Raw genomic sequence first — 17,969 nt, 5'->3', positions numbered from 1 at the left:
CTTTATTAAAAATTTAACAATTTTTTTAGATAAAGCAAAAACGCACAAGAAAATCTTGTACGTTTTTATGTATTTTATACCATTGTTTCACTAGCCATATAAATTTTCTTTTCATCTAACACAGAATTCCCAATATTAGATGCATGGTCAGAAATACGTTCTAAGTTACTAATTGAATCTAAGAATACTACTCCTGCCATAGAACTACATTTATTTTCTGAAAGACGTTTAATATGTCTTGCTCTTAAATCTTCTTCTAATTGATCCACTTGTTGTTCAATTGGTTGTACTTCTTTTGCTATAGCACGATCATCAAATTCACAAGCTTGAAGTGCTGTATCAAAGCATTTGATTGCTAAGCTTGAAATTGTTTTTAATTCTTTCATTGCACTTTCAGAGAATTCTACTTCATCTCTTATACGAATCTCGGCAAGTTCTGCTAAGTTTTCTGCATGGTCGCCTACACGTTCAATATCACTCACAGTGTGGAAGAGACTATTGACAACACCATGTTCATTTTCTGAAATTGGCAAATTAGAGAGCTTGATTAAATAATGGTTAATCCCATGTTGTAATTGATTAATAACTTTTTCTCTTTTGAATACTTCTTGAATCTTAGTTTCATCTTTTTCAAAGATAGCTTCCATACCCATTTTGGCATTATGACTTGCCATTTCACCCATACGTACAACTTCTTTAATTGCATTTTGCACAGCAAAAGATGGTGTTTCAAGAATACGTTCATCTAGATGTTTAAGCTCACTTTCATTCTCTTCTTCCCCTGTATCAGGTATAAGTCTCTCTGCAATTTTTACAAGTAGACCTGCAAATGGGAATAATAAAAGTGTGTTTAAGATGTTAAAGATACTGTGAACAACACTAATCTTCGTTGGATCAATAAGCGATGTACCAAATGTCGCAAGTTTTGGCATAAGTCCACCGAATGCTGCAATTGCTATAATCGCAAACACTACCGACCCTATGACATTGAAAAGCAAGTGTATTACAGCTGCACGCTTACCATTTCTACTTGCTCCAATACTAGAAAGCATAGCTGTCACTGTTGTACCAATATTTTGTCCTAAAATAATATAAATAGCTGTGTTCCATGGCACAAGACCACTTAATGCAAGTGTCTGTAAAATCCCTACAGACGCTGATGAGCTTTGAATCACGGCTGTTACAATTGTTCCGACTAAAATACCTAAGAAAGGATTTGCACCCAAGCTTACGAAAAGCTGTTTAACAGACTCTAGTTGACTAATTGGTTTCACTGCATCCCCCATAAGATCAAGTCCTAAGAAAAGTGCACCAAAGCCAAATACAATTTGGCCAACTTGTTTTACCTTTTGTTTCTTACAGAATAAAACCATAATAACACCTATACCTATACAAAGTGGTGCTATTGTAGATGGTTTTAAGAATGACACCCAATCTCCTAAAGACACAATCCAAGCTGTTACTGTTGTACCAATATTGGCACCCATAATAACTCCAACGGCTTGTCTTAAAGACATAAGGCCTGCATTAACGAAACCTACAACCATTACTGTGGTTGCTGACGAACTTTGGATAATAGCTGTGACACCTGCACCTACAGCAACACCTAAGAATGGGTTACTTGTTAAGGCACTAAGAAGATTCTTCATTTTGCTACCAGCTGCTTTTTGAAGTCCCTCTCCCATGTAGTCCATCCCAAACATAAAAAGACCAAAACCACCAAGAAATGCTAGAGCTATCTGAAATACATTAATATCCATCGGTATCCTCCCATGTTGTTTTCATACAGGGACATTCTAACACGAACTATTTTGCCATACAACAATTACATTTACACTTCACATTAATTTGTACAATTTACCCTATATCTTCATTATTTATCCCCAAAATATAGACTATGTGTTAAATTCATCAAATAAAAGAATTAATTATTCTATTAATTTAGAGCCCTATTTAAAACAGATAAAATATATCTTCAAATACGAAAAAAGGCATGAAATTACTGACTGAACAGCTTTCTCACACCTTGTAAAATTTTGTATTATTTATCTAATGATAGTACCGCCACCTACTACAATGTCACCATCGTAAATAACAAGTGCTTGTCCTGGAGTAATTGCACGTTGTGGCTCCTTAAAAGTACACTTAATAGTCTCTTCGTCTATCATTTCAATGGTACATGCTTGTGGTGGATGGCTGTAACGAATTTTAGCAGCTACTTCCATCTTACCTTCTAGCTTTTCAAACGGCATAAAGTTTAACTTATTTGCATAGACTTCACAAGTAAATAAGTCTGTATTATCCCCTACAACAACAGTATTGTTAACGGGGTCAATTTTAGATACAAAAAGTGGCTTGCCATAAGATAATCCAAGTCCTTTGCGCTGTCCAATGGTATAGTGAATAATACCTTTGTGTTCACCTAAAACTTTTCCTTCTTTTGTAACAAACTTACCTTTTTGTTGCTTCTTGCCTGTCTCTCGTTCAATGTAACCTGCATAATCATCATCTGGTACAAAGCAGATTTCTTGACTATCTGGTTTACTTGCTACAGTAAGTCCAATCTCTTTGGCAATAGCACGTATTTCATCTTTTGTATAGTCTCCTAGTGGCATCAGTGTATGCTTTAACTGTTCTTGTGTTAAGTTATATAATGCATAAGTTTGGTCTTTTGCCATTGTCTTAGAAAGCTTAAAGGCATAGCGTCCTGTTACTTCATCTTTTACAATGCGTGCGTAATGCCCCGTTGCAATATAATCTGCTCCAATTTGGAGAGATTTATGAAGCATAGACTCCCATTTTACATACCTATTACAAGCTATACACGGATTAGGTGTATGACCTTTTTCATATTCTTCAATGAAATAGTCTATAACATGTTTCTTAAAATCGTTTCTAAAGTTCATTACATAGTGTGGAATATCTAGCTTTTGACAGACACGTCTTGCATCGTCTACAGCTGAAAGACCGCAGCATCCCCCGTCACTGTCTTCTGGTGCATCTTCTTGCCAAATCTGCATCGTCATTCCAATAACTTCATAGCCTTGTTCTTTAAGAAGGTAGGCAGCAACTGAGCTGTCTACCCCCCCTGACATTCCAACAACTACTCTACCTTTACTACTAGGCATGACAAGCTTCGCCCTCTTCATCATCATGTCCGTGGTCATGGTGATCTGTCTCTTTAGGTTCTTCTAAACCTTCAATTTTAATATCATTTTTTGTGGCATAATCCCAAAGTGCAGCTTGAAGTGCTTCTTCTGCAAGAACTGAGCAGTGTACTTTTACTGGTGGAAGTCCATCAAGCGCTTCCATAACTGCTTTGTTTGTTACTTGTAAAGCTTCTTGAATTGTTTTACCTTTTACAAGTTCTGTAGCCATTGAGCTTGTTGCAACCGCAGCGCCACATCCAAAAGTTTTGAACTTAACGTCTTCGATAAGGCCATCTTCAATTTTAAGGTATACTTTCATGATATCGCCACATTTAGCGTTACCTACTGTACCAACACCACTTGCATCTTCAATTTCACCTACATTACGTGGATTCATAAAATGATCCATTACTTTTTCACTATACATATTTTTCACCTCGTTAATAGTTTTATCTTATTTTTATAACTTATTATTTGTTTTCTTTAAGAAAATCTTCGTATAATGGAGACATATCTCTCATACGTTGTACAATTGTTGGTAATTTCTCAAGTACGTAGTCAATCTCTGCTTCTGTTGTTTTCTCACCTAAAGTCATACGGAGTGAACCATGTGCTTTTTCATGTGGTAAGCCAAGGGCTAATAGCACGTGTGAAGGATCTAATGATCCTGATGTACAAGCTGAACCACTAGATGCTGCTACACCATTCATATCTAACAGAAGAAGAAGTGACTCCCCTTCAACAAATTCAAATCCAATGTTGACATTGTTTGATAGACGTTGAACTGGATCTCCGTTTAGTTTGGCATAAGGAATAGCCTCTAAAACGCCATTTATAAGTTTATCGCGTAGTCCTTGAATACGTACAACTTTGTCATCAAAGTCTGTATATGCAAGTTCTATTGCTTTTGCAAGACCTACAATACCTGGTACATTTTCTGTTCCAGCACGTCTACCTCTTTCTTGGGCACCACCATGGATAAGATTTGTGATTTTAAGTCCTCTTCTAATGTAGAGTACCCCAATCCCTTTTGGTCCATAGATTTTGTGTCCTGACATAGAAAGTGCATCAATGTTTTGGTCTTTTACATCAATTCTTATTTGACCTACTGCTTGCACAGCATCTGTATGGAATGCAACACCACGTTCTTTAGCAATTTGACCAATTTCTTTAATTGGCATAATGCTTCCAACTTCATTGTTTGCATACATAATTGTAATAAGAATAGTATTTTCTTTTATAGCTGCTTTAAGTTCTTCTAGGTCAATTTGACCCTTTTCATTAACATTTAAGTAAGTTACTTCATAACCTTGCTTTTCAAGATATTCACAAGTGTGAAGTACCGCATGGTGTTCAATCTTACTTGTGATAATGTGGTTACCTTTATTTTTATTGGCTTCTACAATACCTTTGATTGCCCAGTTATCTGATTCACTTCCACCTGCTGTAAAGAAAATCTCATTTGGATGAGCACCTAAGAGATTAGCTACAGTCTCTCTTGCATCATCAATAGCTTTTTTATTAATTTGAGCAATTTGATACACACTTGATGGATTCCCAAAGCTTTGTGTAAAGTAAGGCATCATTGCTTCTAATACCTCTGGTTTCACTGGTGTGGTCGCTGCATGATCTAAATATATTCTATCCATTTTCAACACTCCCAACTTTATAAATAAGTAGAATTTCTATCTATATAAAATTACATATAAAATTTATTACATGAGTTATCGCCTATAGACTCATAATCGTCTATAAGTTCCTGCAAGGATATACCATCTACCACATCATTGATGCCGTCTCTAATCTTCTCCCATACAGGTCTGGTGACACATCTTGTATTTCTTTCACAATGCTTGCCACCTTCACAAGTACAATCTGTAGGTGCTAGTGACCCTTCTAAAGTACGTAGGATCTCTCCTATACTAATATCTTTAGCAGTTCTTGCCAAGGTATATCCACCTTGAGCACCGCGTATGCTTGTAACAAGTTTATTTTTTTTAAGTAATGCAATAAGCTGTTCTAAGTAGTTCTCTGATACATCTAACCGCTCAGCTATGCTTTTTAAAGAAATATGTTTTTCTTTTGCATAAACCCCAATATCAACCATTGCTTGGAGTCCATACCTACCTTTAGTAGATAATTTCATACTCTCGCCTCCAATTCCTAGTTATTTTGTAGGAATTACATTTTCAGCATATCACTCCCATTTTTGTTTGTCAATTATTATTTTTTATGCTATAGTAGTGTGTTCCTATTAACCCTTGATAAACCCCTTAATGTTTGTCTATACTGATAGGTGAATATATGATATTTTTTCCAAGAGAGGTTGTTTTAAAAATGAATAAGCATATGAATAAAATTATCATTGGTGCCATCGGTATCATTGTAGCTTTATGTGTTATCGCTATTTTACTCATCATGAATTACGAGCCTACTGGCACTCAGATTGCAACAATTAAATTAGATGGAAAAGTTATGCGTGAAATCGATTTATCTAAGGTTACTGCACCCGAGAGTATCTCCATTGACAACAAACGAGGTGGTCTTAATACTATCCATATTGAACCTGGTCAAATCGGCTTTACTGAAGCTAACTGTCCAGACCAACTTTGTGTAAGTCAGGGCTATATTTCAAATAGTCTTTTACCTGCCGTTTGCTTGCCTAATGGTGTTGTTATAGAAATTCAAGCTACTGATAAACCTCTAGAGCTTGACGCAATTGTTGAATAAAAGGAGTCTCTATGAGTAAAGTTCAAAAAATGGTCTACTTAAGTTTATTATGTGCTATTGCACTTGTTATCTTCATAATCGAACTACAGATCCCACCTATCGCCCCCATTCCAGGACTTAAGTTAGGACTTGCTAATATGGTTTCCCTGGCAGTCCTTATCTTATACGGTCCCAGAGAAGCTTTAACCGTACTATTGCTTCGCATTTTCTTAGGCACTATAATTACAGGCAAAGTCTCCACTATCTTCTTTAGTTTAGCAGGCGGGCTACTCAGCAATATAGGCATGATTGTTCTGTATCAGTACTGTCGCAAATATTTAAGCATTTGGATCATTAGCATTGTAGGTTCCATCCTTCACATTGTCGGTCAGCTTGTTATTGCTGTTCTTATTACAAATACCCCTGGTATATTTTTCTATGCACCATTCTTACTCATTAGCAGTATTGTTTCAGGCTACTTTATAGGATGGGGTGCCTTATTTATTAGTACACACTTCAAGAAATTCACTCTATATAGACAGTAAAAACTGTATGCAAAAAAGGTGTTTCCATACGGAAACACCTTTTTACATGTCAAAATATCAAAATTTAGTCTAACTTTATATCTTTAAGCATATACATAGAGTGTATTATATATGTCATATTTATAATTATTATATAATTAAATGAGTCTAGCATTTAGCAGATATATCGTAGGATATAAATGGCTTATTCGTGACTTCTACCTTTAAGCGGCACCTTAAATGGTAGGGCCTTCTTTTGTTTAAATCAGTTTTTGTAAACGCTAGGCTCATTATTGTAGAATAAGGAAGATGTTCAAGGGGGGATACTATACCATCTTACACTGTATAGTAATACTATATGCAATTTCACCTAAAAGGTTACTTTTAAATTTATTCTTTCAAAAATAATTTTTGCTTTTCTTAATACTATCTTATTCTAGTACAAGTCAGTTTTGTTCCGCTTTTTTCAACAAAATTTTTCTTACTGTGTGTTCTATCCGTTCTTTGGTTAATGCCTTCCACACCTTCCTCATCCCTTAATAACAGCCCCTTTGTCCATATCTCTTGTCTCTTACTTACCCCTAAAAAACTGTTAATTACACTGTTCTTGAACTCCTTTGTTTGCGTGACATCCCACGAGTATAACATACACTATTGCAGCCATCTCCTACACATTGGATGACTTATACCACCGCCAAGTCTTACTTAGGTGAAGTCATTATGCGTTCTAATAACAAACTCAAGACGCTTCTAAACATTAGAACTTACCACATAAATGAGGACGTTACACACTTGTGTAACGTCCTCATTTAACTTTTATCTACTTATGCTCTACCATCCAGGATATCTTTTTTGCCATTCTTCAGTATCCTCATATCCCACATATAAATCCTCTGCTACTTGCTCAACCTCTTTACAAATTTCTAAGATTTCTATTAGTTTTGGATTAATAGCTTCCATACCTAAGTAAGTGCCTAATATTTGCCCTGTAATAGCTGCTGCACTATTGCTATTGCCATTTTGATTAATTGCAAGCTTTAAAGCTTCTTCAAAGTTATCTGGTGAACTTAAACTACAGTATAACGCCATCCCCAAAGCATCTTCCGCCATAAATCCATCTCCAAAAGCTTGTAAGTTTTCTCTTGAGGATTTATCATTTTGTGCAAGTACAATAGCTTTTTCTATGCACTTTAGACAGGATTCATGATGCTCATACAGCTTTAACTGATCTATGGCTTTTTCTATACTTTCTTGTAAGCTAAAACCTTCAACCAAATAGAAAATCAAAGTTGCAAGAGTCCCTGAAGCCAAGTAAGCTGATGGATGTCCATGTGTAATAACCCCCACTCTACTACCTACTTCAAATACATCTTCTTCTGATTCTACTAAGCCTACAGGTGCAATACGAATAACTGTTCCACACTTTTTACTATTATTAAGAGGCCTTTCAAGTGTACCCATGACGCCTTTCCCAAGCGAAGTAATGCACGTAATACCAGGTTCTTTATAACCATATAGCTTTTTGACTTTTACAAGCCATCCATCATAGGATTTATTATTCCAATTAGGTGTAGAAAGTCCTTGGGTATAGAGCCATCTTAAATAAGCTCTAAACACAATCATTGCTGTGTCTTTATTGGTACGCATAAGTCCTTTTTGTTTGGTACGCACAATACTTCTAAGTAGCCCCTCAGCTGTAAATAGCGTAAGTTGTGTATCATCCGTAATAGTTGCCTTTGGCCCTTCTACCACAGCCATTAAATCTGTAATGCATTCATCTCCATAAACCTTTTGAATTTGCTCGTAATTCATAAATTTAACAGGTGCACCAAACGCATCCCCTATTGCACCACCTACTAAGCATCCATAAAACTGATCTTTATTCCTTCTCATTGCGTGGCACCTCCAGATTTATCACATAGTGTAGCTTCTATATTGCTTCCATCCATCGTCCAAGTTGAGCGCATACATCTTTTCTAAATGTATCATTCTCTTGATGATTACTTACATAGTTTTCGAAATACCTTAACCAATTAGTGTATTCCTTAGTTTCCCATACACTTCTACCTTTAAGTTTCAAGTAAGACCTATCTGCATAATCACAAGCATCCCATAAACTTCTATAATAATAAGCATATTGTCCATTTGTCTCTTTATCATAGGAATTTACAAACTCATCAAACTTAGACTTTCTCATTACTATTCCCCCTATTTTTATTTGGTAATACTATTCTAACAACTTTAATCGTTTTTTTCAATATTATACATAATACTTTCTGTATTGTATTATGTTTTTTATATATTCTTACCAATGCCATGTCCTTTCCTAAATCATCCCTTTACATACTCTAATATTTTTCCCCGCTTTTTCCAAGGCCCTATTCTTTCTATTTACAAATCTCATGTCCTTTTCTCTATATATTCCGCTATTAGACTTGGCAATAAACCTTTTATCTTAGTAGATCAGAAACTCTTTCCAAATCACTATTTACTAGCTATAACAAATAAAAGTCCTATATACCTAGCGCTTTTAGCCTAGGTATATAGGACTTCTTGATGCCAAAGAACTTTATTCTAGTATCAAATCGTTAATAGGTGCACCTGGTGCTACCATAGGCAATACTTTTTCATCTGCATCTATATGACAGTTAATAAGGACTGGCTTATCACTTGCTAACGCTTCTTTAAATGCTTTTTGGAATGCTTCTTGCGTATATGCATCATACCCTTTTATGAAATAAGCTTCTGCTAACTTCACAAAATCAGGGCCTCTATCTAACACCGTTTCTGAGTACCTAGCTTCGTAAAACATAGTCTGCCATTGTCTTACCATACCTAGCACACTGTTATTCAGTATGACAATGATAACAGGCACATTATAGTGCGAAATGGTTGCTAGTTCATTACAGTTCATTCTAAAAGATCCATCACCTGCAATGTGTACAACTTGCTGACCCGGTTTTGCAAGCTGAGCCCCTATACTTGCTCCTGTACCATAGCCCATTGTTCCTAATCCCCCCGATGAAATATAGGTTCTAGGCTTAGTATATTTATAGAACTGAGCTGCCCACATTTGATGTTGCCCCACTTCTGTTGTTATGATGGCCTTGCCTTCAGTTTGCTCATAGATATTTTCTATAATAAATTCAGGGCGTAGTTTCTCATCTCTTTGATAGTCAAATTTAAACTCCGCTTTCCACCTGCTTACATCATCTAGCCACTCTGTATGATCTTGTTGCGATAGTAGTTCATTTAAACTCGTAAGAATTTCTTTTGCATCCCCTATAATACTTGTATAGCAACTAATGTTTTTACTCATTTCAGCAGGATCTACATCTATGTGGATAATTGTAGCATTAGAAGCGAAGGTATTCACACTACTTGTTACCCTATCACTAAACCGCGCACCTATGGCAAGCAGTAAATCACACTCGGTAGTTGCCACATTGGATGCTTTGCTCCCATGCATTCCGATCAATCCAGTAGACAGTCTGTGGGTTTCTGGGAATCCCCCGATTCCCATCAAAGAGGTGGCAACGGGTGCTTGAATCTTTTCAGCAAACTCCAAAAGCTCTGTATCGGCACCACTTGCAATAATGCCACCACCACTATAAATCATAGGCTTCTTACTTGCTTTAATAAGCTTTACAACTTGGTCTAAATCTTTTTGTTTAATCGTATAAACTTGCCTACATACCTTCTTGGGTGCAGCAGGTACATAGTCACACTTTGCTGCTGTAATATCTTTTGGGATATCAATCAATACCGGCCCAGGCCTACCTGATTGGGCAATATAAAAAGCCTCCCTAATTGTCTGTGCCAACTTACAGACATCTTTAACAATATAGTTATGCTTAGTAATAGGCATAGTGACCCCTGTAATATCTACCTCTTGAAAACTATCCTTTCCAAGAAGTGGTCTGCCTACATTTCCTGTAATTGCCACCATCGACACAGAATCCATATAAGCCGTAGCAATCCCCGTTACAAGGTTGGTTGCCCCTGGACCTGATGTGGCTAAACATACACCTACTTTTCCTGTTGCTCTTGCATATCCATCTGCAGCATGAGATGCACCTTGCTCATGGGCAGTTAAAATATGGTGGATTCTCTCACTATATTTATATAATTCGTCATAAATGTTAAGTACAGACCCCCCTGGATAGCCAAACACGGTGTCAACGCCTTGCTCTAACAAACATTCCATTAATATTTGTGCACCATTAAGCTCCATATTTCCCCTCCTATCACAATTAGTCTAACCCTCTTTTATCCTTTAAATATTGCACCTGTATTGGCTGATGTTACTTGTTTTGCATAGCGTGCTAAGTAACCATGCTTGACCTTAGGCTCAGGTTTTATCCAAGTAGCACGTCTTGCTTCAATAATTGCTTCATCTACTAATAGATTTAATGTGCATGCTTCCATATCTATTTGAATCTTGTCACCCTTTTCTACAAGAGCAATCATTCCACCTTCTGCAGCTTCTGGAGATACATGACCAATACATGCCCCACGGGTAGCACCTGAAAAGCGTCCATCTGTAATAAGGGCTACATCTTTATCTAGTCCCATGCCTACAAGCACTGCTGTAGGTGAAAGCATTTCTCTCATACCTGGGCCACCCTTTGGTCCCTCATATCGAATGACAACTACATCACCTTTTTCAATCTCCCCATTCATAATACCCGCTTTAGCTTCTTCTTCGCTATTAAAGACTTTTGCAGGCCCTGTATGCTGAAGCATTTCTTTAGCTACAGCTGAACGTTTTACCACACAAGAGTCTGGTGCTAAATTTCCACGAAGCACAGCAATTCCACCGGTTGCACTATAAGGATTTTCTATCGGACGTATAACTGTTTCATCCTTGTTGATTACTTTTTTTAAGTTTGTGCCTACCGTTTCACCTGTTACAGTAAGGAGTGTTTCATCTAGCAAGCTTTTCTTAGTAAGTTCTTTCATAACAGCTGCCACACCACCCGCTTGGTATAAGTCTTCCATATGGTTTGGACCTGCTGGTGCTAGCTTACAAAGATTCGGTGTACGACTACTAATATCATTGGCCATATCTAGATTAATCTTAACCCCTGCTTCATGGGCAATAGCTGGAAGATGAAGCATTGTATTTGTACTACATCCTAATGCCATATCTACTGTTAATGAATTTTCAAAAGCTTTATCATTTAAGATATCACAAATCTTAATATCCTTTTCTATCATTTTCATAATGGCCAATCCTGTTTTCTTAGCTAAACGGACACGTTCTGCATAAACGGCTGGAATACTTCCATTTCCAGGTAATGCAATCCCCAATACTTCACTCATACAGTTCATACTATTTGCAGTAAACATCCCCGAACAGGACCCACAACCTGGGCATGTATGCTCTTCAAATTCATATAATTCTTCTTCTGAAATCTTGCCTGAATTAAAAGCACCTACTGCTTCGAAGATAAGCGATAAACTTACCTTTTTGCCACCTACTGTTCCTGCTAACATAGGCCCACCACTCACAAGTACTGTTGGCAAATTCATACGTGCTGCTCCCATAAGCATCCCCGGTACAATCTTGTCGCAGTTTGGTACAAGTACAAGCCCATCAAATCCATGCGCCATGGTCATACACTCAATAGAGTCTGCAATAAGCTCACGGGTTACAAGTGAGTACTTCATCCCTTCATGCCCCATAGCAATGCCATCACACACCCCAATTGCTGGAATTTCTACAGGTGTTCCTCCTGCCATACGAATCCCTGCTTTTACCGCCTCTGTAATACGGTCAAGATGCATATGCCCAGGTACAATTTCACTTTTAGCTGTTACAACGCCTATTAAAGGTTGATTCAACTCTTCCTCTATGTATCCCATGCCTTTGAATAATGAACGGTGTGGTGCACGGTCTGCACCTTTTTTAACAACATCACTTCTCATAAGTTACCTCCTTCTATCTATTCATTTTATTTTTACGCTAATCGTTACAAGCACTTTTATTTGGCTCTATCTTTCGCCTTCCAAGTGATAGGTTTACTTATATTACATACTCTATTTAGTACTTATTAGCTAAGGGCTTATGCCAAGGATGGGGTATAGCATCTTTTCTTCTTGCTATACCCCTATTGAACCTTTTCTATTGTCTATCTTCTGCTAGAAAATATCTGTACCATTTTCATTGGCATAAGCTTTGAAAGCAGCAAGAATTTCTTTTGTGACTTTCCCTGCTACACCACTTCCAATAACACGTTCATCTACACTTGTTACTGGTATAGCTTCTGCTGCTGTTCCTGTTAAGAAGCATTCATCTGCACTATACACATTAAACAAAGTAAATTCCTTCTCTTCTACTGCATAACCTAACTTTTTAGCTAGTTCAATAACTGTACTTCGTGTAATCCCATCTAATATACCTACATGAATAGGTGGTGTATAGATAACATTATTCTTTACAATAAAAATGTTATCTCCTGTACACTCTGCCACAATCCCATCATGATTAAGCATTAACGCTTCAGGTACACCTGCACGATTAGCCTCTATTTTAGCTAAAATGTTATTTAAATAGTTAAGCGATTTAACTTGTGGGTCTACAATCGTTGCTTTATTTCTTCTTTGTACAGCCGTGATAATAGGCATTCCCTTTGTATACATTTCCTCTGGATAAAGTGTAATAGAACCTGCTATACAAAATACAGTCGCCACCTTACAACTTTTAGGATTAAGACCTAAATCCCCTTTTCCTCTTGTTACAACAAGACGTACGTAACCATCTCTTATGTCATTTTTTCTACACGTTTCAAGGAGTACTTGTGTCATCTCTTCTTTTGCTAATGCTATGTCTAACATAATCGCTTTAGCCGCATTGTATAGTCTATCAATATGTTCCTCACATTTAAAAATGCGCCCATTGTACACCCGAATCCCTTCAAACACGCCATCTCCGTAAAGTACACCATGATCAAATACAGATACTTTAGCTTCTTCCTCTGGCACATATTGACCATCTAAATATATGATTCTACTCATTACTCATACCTCCCTATCTCACTTTTTACAATGTCTTTTTATACACAAAGTGCCTTACAGATTAAGTCACCTATTTCTTTCGTTCCTACAAGTTGCATCCCTGTATTCATAATATCAGCAGTTCTATAGCCTGCATCCAAGACGCTTTCTACTGCATTTTCTATAGCCAGTGCTTCTCCTTCAAGTCCCAAGGAATAGCGTAACATCATAGCCACTGACAAAATAGTCGCTATGGGATTCGCTTTATTTTCACCTGCTATATCTGGAGCACTCCCATGACTTGGCTCATAAAGGCCTAAAGTGCCTTCTCCTAAGCTTGCTGATGCCAACATCCCTATAGACCCTGTCAACATACTTGCCTCATCTGACAAAATGTCCCCAAACATATTGTTGGTAATCATCACATCAAACTGTCTCGGATTCACTACAAGTTGCATCGCCGCATTATCTACATACATGAAGCTATATGTCACTTCCGGAAAGTCCTTGGCCACTTCTTGGGTAACTTCTCTCCAAAGCTTAGAGGTTGCTAATACATTTGCCTTATCTACAATGACAGCGTTCTTACTTCGTTTCATAGCTGCTTCAAATCCAACGCGCAAAATACGTTCAATTTCTTCTACGTTGTAGTACTCTACATCTTCTGCATAAGTTGCTTTAGGATTTTCCATAACGATACGCTCGTGCTTTCCAAAATAAATCCCACTCGTAAGCTCTCTGACAATTAAAATATCTAAGTTATCCCCTATGATTTCTTCTTTTAAAGGACTGGCCGATTTCAGTTGTTTATACAAAATAGCTGGCCTTAAGTTGGCAAATAATTTAAGGGTTTCACGAATTTTAAGAAGTCCCTTTTCTGGACGGTCACCATTAGAAGTGGTATCCCACTTAGGCCCGCCAACTGCGCCTAATAAGACTGCATCACTTTTAAAGCAAGCATCTATTGTAGGTTGAGGCAAAGATGCACCTGCTTGGTCTATACCTGCTCCCCCTATAAGTTGTTCGTCTATATTAAAAGTATGATTAAATTTACTACCAACTTGTTCTAAGACTTTTACAGCTCCTTGTACAATCTCAGGCCCGATGCCATCTCCTGGTAACGTCACAATCTGATAGTTCATCTCAGCTCACCTACTTTCTATTTTCTTTCACATAATTGACAAGCCCATTGGCTGCAATAATGCGTTGCATAAACTCTGGGAAAGGTTGTGCTTTATAACACATCCCTGTTGTAACATTTTGAATAACTCCTGTATTAAAATCCACTTCTACTTGATCCCCTTGGCTAATGCCGTCTACCGCCTCTGGGCATTCCAAAATAGGCAACCCAATATTGATAGCATTTCTATAAAATATACGGGCAAAAGTCTTTGCAATTACACAAGATATACCTGAAGCTTTGATTGCAATAGGGGCATGCTCACGAGAAGAGCCACAACCAAAATTCTTATCTGCCACAATCATATCGCCTACTTCTACCTTCTTACTAAACATTGGGTCAATGTCTTCCATACAAAACTTAGCAAGCTCTATAGGGTCAGAAGTGTTGAGATATCTTGCCGGAATAATAACGTCTGTATCAATGTTGTCTCCGTATTTAAATACTCTTCCTAATGCTTTCATCTTCATTCCTCCTATAAACTTTCTGGATTTGCAATTTTACCACAAATAGCAGATGCTGCTGCTACTGCTGGACTTGCTAAATAGATTTCTGATTCTACATGTCCCATGCGTCCTACAAAGTTACGATTAGTAGTGGCTACACATCGTTCACCTTGTGCCAATATCCCCATATGACCACCTAAGCAAGGTCCACAAGTTGGTGTACTCACCACACAACCTGCCTCTACTAAATCTTGAATAATACCTTCTTTAATCGCTTGTAAATAAATCTTTTGAGTTCCAGGAATAATAATCGCACGCACACCACGAGCCACCTTTTTCCCTTTCATGACCTCTCTTGCCATACGTAAGTCTTCCATACGTCCATTGGTACAAGAGCCAATCACCACTTGGTCAATGGCAATGTTACCTACTACATCTATAGTTTTTGTGTTCTCAGGTAAATGTGGAAAGGCTACTGTTGGTCTGATTGTACTTAAGTCAATTTCTATCACTTGCTCATATACTGCATACTCATCTGCTTTATACACGGTATAAGGTTTGATTGAACGCTCCTTCACATACTCAAGTGTGACATCATCCACTTCAAAAATACCATTTTTGGCCCCTGCTTCTATTGCCATATTTGCCATAGAAAGTCTAGAGTCCATAGATAAGTATTTTAGCCCCTCTCCTACAAATTCCATAGATTTATATAAGGCACCATCTACACCAATCATTCCTATAATATGAAGAATGATATCTTTGCCTGATACAAACTTTGTAGGCTCACCTGATAACACAAACAAAATGGCTGCTGGCACTTTGAACCACGCCTTACCTGTAGCCATTCCAGCCGCCATATCTGTACTTCCGATTCCTGTAGAGAATGCACCAAGTGCACCATATGTACATGTATGAGAATCTGCACCAATGACTACATCACCAGGTACCACAAGTCCCTTTTCAGGGAGCAGGGCATGCTCAATCCCCATCTCACCCACTTCAAAATAATTTTCGATAGCCTTATCATACGCAAAGTGTCTTACACATTTACATTGCTCTGCAGCTTTAATATCTTTGTTAGGCGTAAAATGGTCTGGTACAATCGCCACTTTAGCTTTGTCAAAGACTTGTTCTAAACCAATCTTCTCAAATTCCTTAATGGCTACAGGCGTTGTAATGTCATTTCCAAGTACCAGATCAAGATTAGCCTCTATTAATTGTCCTACTTCAACTTGGCTAATCCCTGCATGTGCTGCTAAAATTTTTTGTGTCATGGTCATTCCCATACTGTGTTCCTCCTTTTTAAGTTCTAATTTTTATGACTATCCGATATAACCCTTATACTTTATTTTCCTTATTATGGAAATATATCTAAATTGCATAAAGTGCAAGGCCTAATTTCATAGTCCCTGCACTCTCAGCTTTTCACTCTTTATTTCATACTTTCTAAATCATAAAGCATATTGTTAATGGCAGATATATAAGCTAAAATACTTGCTTCTACAATATCCATACTCACGCCATGTCCATTATATGTTTTATTCTTACACTTAATTTTAAGAGTTACCTCACCTTGTGCATCTGCACCACCTGTAACAGAATTGATAACGAAGTCTTCTAGTGTAAACTTCTTACCTACCATCTTATCAATCGCTTTGAAAGAGGCATCAATCGGTCCATCATAAGAAGACATCACATCTTCAAGTACCGCACCTGTCTTACAGTAAAGACGTACAGAAGAGGTTGCTGTAATCGTATTCCCCGAATTGACTACAAAGCGATCTAATGTATACGTTTGTGGAATCACAATTGTCTTACGACGTACCAGCGCTTCAATATCTTTATCCGATACGACTTTCTTCTTATCTGCTAAAGCCTTAAATTGCTCAAATGCTTTATTCAACGTATCTTCTTCTAGGATATAACCCATAGTCTCTATGCGGTCTACAAAGGCATGGCGTCCAGAATGTTTGCCCAGTACCATTTTATTCTCCGTAAGGCCTATAGACTCTGGTGTCATAATCTCATAAGTCTCTTTGTTCGCAAGTACACCATGTTGATGAATACCAGATTCATGTGCAAAAGCATTTTCCCCTACGATTGCTTTGTTTGGTTGTACTTTAACCCCTGTAATACTACTAAGTAGCTTACTTGTTTTATAAATTTCTTTTGTATTAATTTCTGTGCCTATATTATAAAGGTCTTTTCGAAGGCCTAGATTCATCACTAGCTCTTCAAGTGCCGCATTACCTGCACGTTCTCCTATACCATTCACAGTACATTCAACTTGTGTTGCACCTGCCTTAATAGCAGAAAGAGAGTTAGCCACTGCTAAGCCTAAGTCATTATGACAATGCACAGAAATATCTACTTTATCAACATTGGCTACATTTTGACGTATGCCTTGAATCAGTGCATAAAACTCTTCTGGACTTGTATAGCCTACCGTATCTGGAACGTTAATAACCGTAGCACCAGCCTCAATAACAGCTTCAAAAATTTGATAGAGGAAAGCTGGATTACTTCTTGAAGCATCCTCTGCCGAGAACTCTACATCCCCACAGTACTTTTTAGCGTACTTAACCATCTCTACCGCTGTTTGTAGGACTTCCTCTTTAGATTTTTTAAGTTTGTATTGCATATGAATATCTGATGTAGCAATAAAAGTATGAATACGTGGGTAAGCCGCATTTTTAAGTGACTGTGCCGCTGCATCTATATCTTTTTCGAGAGCTCTTGCTAGGCTGGCTACTGTTGTATTCTTAACAACTTTCGCAATTTGACTTACGGATTGGAAATCACCAGGTGAGGCAATTGCAAAACCTGCTTCAATCACATTCACGCCTAGTCTTTCTAGTTGTAGTGCCATCTCCAGTTTTTCGCTTAGGTTCATACTACATCCTGGTGATTGTTCGCCGTCTCTAAGTGTAGTGTCAAAAATTTTAATAGCTTTTGCCAT

General features: G+C 37.5%; 16 protein-coding genes. 2 read left to right on the top strand and 14 right to left on the bottom strand.

The window, feature by feature from the left end; genetic code table 11:
* Positions 1-74: 74 nt before the first annotated feature.
* The 5 genes from RRY75_RS04145 to RRY75_RS04125 form a co-directional block, all read right to left on the bottom strand.
* Entirely contained in the window at positions 75-1,760 is a 1,686-nt protein-coding gene (locus RRY75_RS04145; protein ID WP_332492662.1) for a Na/Pi cotransporter family protein, read from the bottom strand.
* 285 nt (positions 1,761-2,045) lie between these two features.
* Positions 2,046-3,128, bottom strand: a complete 1,083-nt coding sequence (mnmA, locus tag RRY75_RS04140) for a tRNA 2-thiouridine(34) synthase MnmA (RefSeq protein ID WP_332492663.1) — start codon at positions 3,126-3,128, stop codon at positions 2,046-2,048.
* A complete protein-coding gene (gene nifU, locus RRY75_RS04135; RefSeq protein ID WP_332492665.1) occupies positions 3,121-3,576 on the bottom strand; it encodes a Fe-S cluster assembly scaffold protein NifU in 456 nt (151 codons plus the stop codon). The genes mnmA and nifU overlap by 8 nt, the downstream gene beginning before the upstream one ends.
* Positions 3,577-3,619: 43 nt before the next feature.
* Positions 3,620-4,798, bottom strand: a complete 1,179-nt coding sequence (gene nifS / locus RRY75_RS04130; RefSeq protein ID WP_332492667.1) for a cysteine desulfurase NifS — start codon at positions 4,796-4,798, stop codon at positions 3,620-3,622.
* A gap of 50 nt (positions 4,799-4,848) precedes the next feature.
* Positions 4,849-5,295, bottom strand: coding sequence for an RrF2 family transcriptional regulator (locus RRY75_RS04125; protein ID WP_332492669.1), 447 nt, complete (start codon positions 5,293-5,295; stop codon positions 4,849-4,851).
* Positions 5,296-5,486: 191 nt separating this feature from the next.
* Here RRY75_RS04125 and RRY75_RS04120 point away from each other — a divergent pair, with 191 nt between their 5' ends.
* Together RRY75_RS04120 and RRY75_RS04115 are read left to right on the top strand one after the other, a co-directional pair.
* Positions 5,487-5,879, top strand: a complete 393-nt coding sequence (locus tag RRY75_RS04120) for a NusG domain II-containing protein (protein ID WP_332492671.1) — start codon at positions 5,487-5,489, stop codon at positions 5,877-5,879.
* Between the two features lie 11 nt (positions 5,880-5,890).
* Positions 5,891-6,403 (top strand): Gx transporter family protein, encoded by a 513-nt coding sequence (locus RRY75_RS04115; RefSeq protein ID WP_332492673.1) that lies wholly within the window; start codon positions 5,891-5,893, stop codon positions 6,401-6,403.
* A gap of 810 nt (positions 6,404-7,213) precedes the next feature.
* Here the strand turns inward: RRY75_RS04115 and RRY75_RS04110 are convergent.
* The 9 genes from RRY75_RS04110 to RRY75_RS04070 form a co-directional block, all read right to left on the bottom strand.
* Entirely contained in the window at positions 7,214-8,275 is a 1,062-nt protein-coding gene (locus RRY75_RS04110) for an ADP-ribosylglycohydrolase family protein (protein WP_332492675.1), read from the bottom strand.
* A 37-nt stretch (positions 8,276-8,312) separates the two neighbouring features.
* Positions 8,313-8,579 carry a hypothetical protein gene (locus RRY75_RS04105; RefSeq protein WP_332492676.1) on the bottom strand — a complete coding sequence of 89 codons (267 nt, stop codon included), beginning with the start codon at positions 8,577-8,579 and terminating at the stop codon, positions 8,313-8,315.
* Between the two features lie 372 nt (positions 8,580-8,951).
* Positions 8,952-10,616 carry a biosynthetic-type acetolactate synthase large subunit gene (ilvB, locus tag RRY75_RS04100; RefSeq protein ID WP_332715756.1) on the bottom strand — a complete coding sequence of 555 codons (1,665 nt, stop codon included), beginning with the start codon at positions 10,614-10,616 and terminating at the stop codon, positions 8,952-8,954.
* Positions 10,617-10,651: 35 nt separating this feature from the next.
* Positions 10,652-12,313: a dihydroxy-acid dehydratase gene (gene ilvD, locus RRY75_RS04095; RefSeq protein ID WP_332492680.1), complete on the bottom strand. Its 1,662-nt coding sequence runs from the start codon at positions 12,311-12,313 to the stop codon at positions 10,652-10,654.
* A gap of 213 nt (positions 12,314-12,526) precedes the next feature.
* Complete coding sequence (gene ilvE, locus RRY75_RS04090) at positions 12,527-13,402, bottom strand: branched-chain-amino-acid transaminase (protein ID WP_332492682.1); 876 nt, start codon at positions 13,400-13,402, stop codon at positions 12,527-12,529.
* Between the two features lie 38 nt (positions 13,403-13,440).
* Positions 13,441-14,523: a 3-isopropylmalate dehydrogenase gene (gene leuB / locus RRY75_RS04085; protein ID WP_332715755.1), complete on the bottom strand. Its 1,083-nt coding sequence runs from the start codon at positions 14,521-14,523 to the stop codon at positions 13,441-13,443.
* 10 nt (positions 14,524-14,533) lie between these two features.
* On the bottom strand, positions 14,534-15,025 hold the full coding sequence (leuD, locus tag RRY75_RS04080) for a 3-isopropylmalate dehydratase small subunit (RefSeq protein ID WP_332492686.1): 492 nt from the start codon (positions 15,023-15,025) through the stop codon (positions 14,534-14,536).
* Between the two features lie 11 nt (positions 15,026-15,036).
* Positions 15,037-16,296, bottom strand: coding sequence for a 3-isopropylmalate dehydratase large subunit (gene leuC, locus RRY75_RS04075; protein WP_332492687.1), 1,260 nt, complete (start codon positions 16,294-16,296; stop codon positions 15,037-15,039).
* A 146-nt stretch (positions 16,297-16,442) separates the two neighbouring features.
* The gene (locus tag RRY75_RS04070; protein ID WP_332492689.1) at positions 16,443-17,969 is read right to left on the bottom strand and encodes a 2-isopropylmalate synthase; all 1,527 of its coding nucleotides are present in this window, start codon (positions 17,967-17,969) and stop codon (positions 16,443-16,445) included.

This window comes from Niameybacter sp. (genome assembly GCF_036655075.1).
GTDB lineage: Bacteria > Bacillota > Clostridia > Lachnospirales > Cellulosilyticaceae > Holtiella.
Note: the sequence above shows the minus strand (reverse complement) of the source record. Positions and strands in the feature narration are given on the sequence as shown.